Origin of the sequence: Pseudomonas sp. BS-2016 (assembly GCF_001806145.1) — a bacterium.
GTDB lineage: Bacteria > Pseudomonadota > Gammaproteobacteria > Pseudomonadales > Pseudomonadaceae > Aquipseudomonas > Aquipseudomonas lundensis.
On sequence record NZ_MLCT01000138.1, the window covers coordinates 1 to 1,797 of the forward strand.

1 protein-coding gene and 1 pseudogene are annotated in these 1,797 nt (G+C 61.5%); one reads left to right on the forward strand and one right to left on the reverse strand.

The features are described from left to right. Positions 1-633 (reverse strand): aminotransferase class I/II-fold pyridoxal phosphate-dependent enzyme (locus BKD70_RS23060; RefSeq protein WP_139145812.1); only part of this gene is annotated, 633 nt, incomplete at its 3' end. A 197-nt stretch (positions 634-830) separates the two neighbouring features. Here BKD70_RS23060 and BKD70_RS23065 point away from each other — a divergent pair. Then, a pseudogene (locus BKD70_RS23065) lies at positions 831-1,797 on the forward strand (calcium-binding protein); the annotation flags it as partial.

Consider the following 1,797-nt stretch of genomic DNA (forward strand, 5'->3'; position numbering starts at 1 on the left):
TTCCATCGCGACCAGACTGCCGGGTTCAAGCACCACGCGGGCAAGCAGGTCCAGCGCCTGCTGTGCGCCGTTGGTGACCACGATATTGCTGGCGCGGCATTTGACCCCTCGGGAAAACGCGATATGCCCGGCGATGGCATCGCGCAGGGCGGGCACGCCTTCTGGCTGGCTGTAAAAGCCACTGTTCTGGGCGATGCGACGCAACGCATCCTGGGTGCAGCGCCGCCATTCATCCTGGGGGAATTGGTGGCGTGTCGTCGCGCCACCGATAAATTCGTAGCGCAGGATCTCCTCGCGGGCGGGGTGGCCCATGGGTGAGGGCAGTGCCGCCCATTTGCCCAGGTTGGCGGCACACGCCAGGTCGGTGGCGGTTTGCACGCGGTCGGGCTGTGGCGCCCAGGCATTGACGAAAGTACCGCGGCCGATCTTGCCAACCAGCAGGCCCTCATAGGTCAAGGTGGCGTAGGTGTCCGACACCGTCTTGCGCGAGATGCCCAGTTGTTCGGCGAGCAGTCGGCTGGGGGGCAGCTGTGCGCCTGCCGACAGCCGCCCGGTGGCGATGGCTTCGCGCAACTGCTGGTAGAGCTGTTCGGCCAGGTCCTTGCGGCCATTGATTACCACGTGCAGTTCCATGTTTCATCCCAAGGCTTCACTCCGCGCCAAGACTACTCGCTTGCGGTGCGGGCTCAAAATATCTATGAGTCAGTCGCCCCTGCGTATAAGCATCTACCGTCGCCTGGCTATTACCGACCGCCATGATTTCCCCTATCGCAGGCACCGATTGCCTGCCGCCCGCGTTATTCAACGTGATGGCATAGGGAGCCGGACTCATGACGACATCGAAAACACATACTAAAAAGAGGCTTGAGACCTTGCTCGCCCTGGACCAGAGCCTGGGACCGCTGGTGGTTGGCGAGTTGACTGTCTCGCGTATAGACCTGGCCGCCATGGGCGCCCAGGTGGCGGGAAAACCGGTCAAGACCCATCGTCTGGCGGTACGCGAGGCAGATCAGACGCTGCTGGATTCAATCCGGTTCTCGGCGTCCAGACTGCAGCGTTATCTTCGTGGGAGTAGTTCTGTCAGCGACAGCAGCGCCGCTGTGCTATTTGAGTTCGCGGCGTTGCGCTCTACACAAGCTGCGCCTTTACTGGCGGTCAAGCCGGGAGACGAAAATCCCGGTGCAGTGGGCAAGCTCGATAGGCTGTTACGTTCAGTGCAGAAAACCAATCTCAACCAAGCGGCGCAGTTGGAGGGAATGCCTGGTTGGGTCGAGCCGAAGAAAAGCCGAAGCTTGGCGGTAATGGGCGCGGGGCTGGAGGTTTACGGGTACTACAGTGCGATCAACGCGTTGGCCGAAGCGATCAAGACCGGCGATATCAATGAGGCGGTAGTCACAGGCGCAGAGTTGTTTGCCAACCTCACGGGCACGGCACTGGAGTTGGCGCTGGAGCACTTGGGCAGACGACTGCTGGAAAACGGGCATAAGGTGTTAGCAGGTTTCAGCGCCAGTTCTCTTGGCCAGGCCCTGCGACGGGGCGCCGGCCTGTTCGCTCTGGTGCTGACGTTGCCGTTTGACTATCRCAATGCCAAGCAATCGCTGCATAAGGCGGCGAACAGCACTGGCAAGGAAGCGCTTGATCATTACGTCAACGCCGGCTTCAGTATCGTGAGCGCCAGCGTCAGTGTGGCCCTGGGGGTTGCAGCGTTGGCTGGATTCGGCGTGGCCGGCCCGCTGGGTATTGCCGCCGCCGCCGTATTGATGTTTGGCGCGCAACTCTATGCGGCGGTTCGTCAGG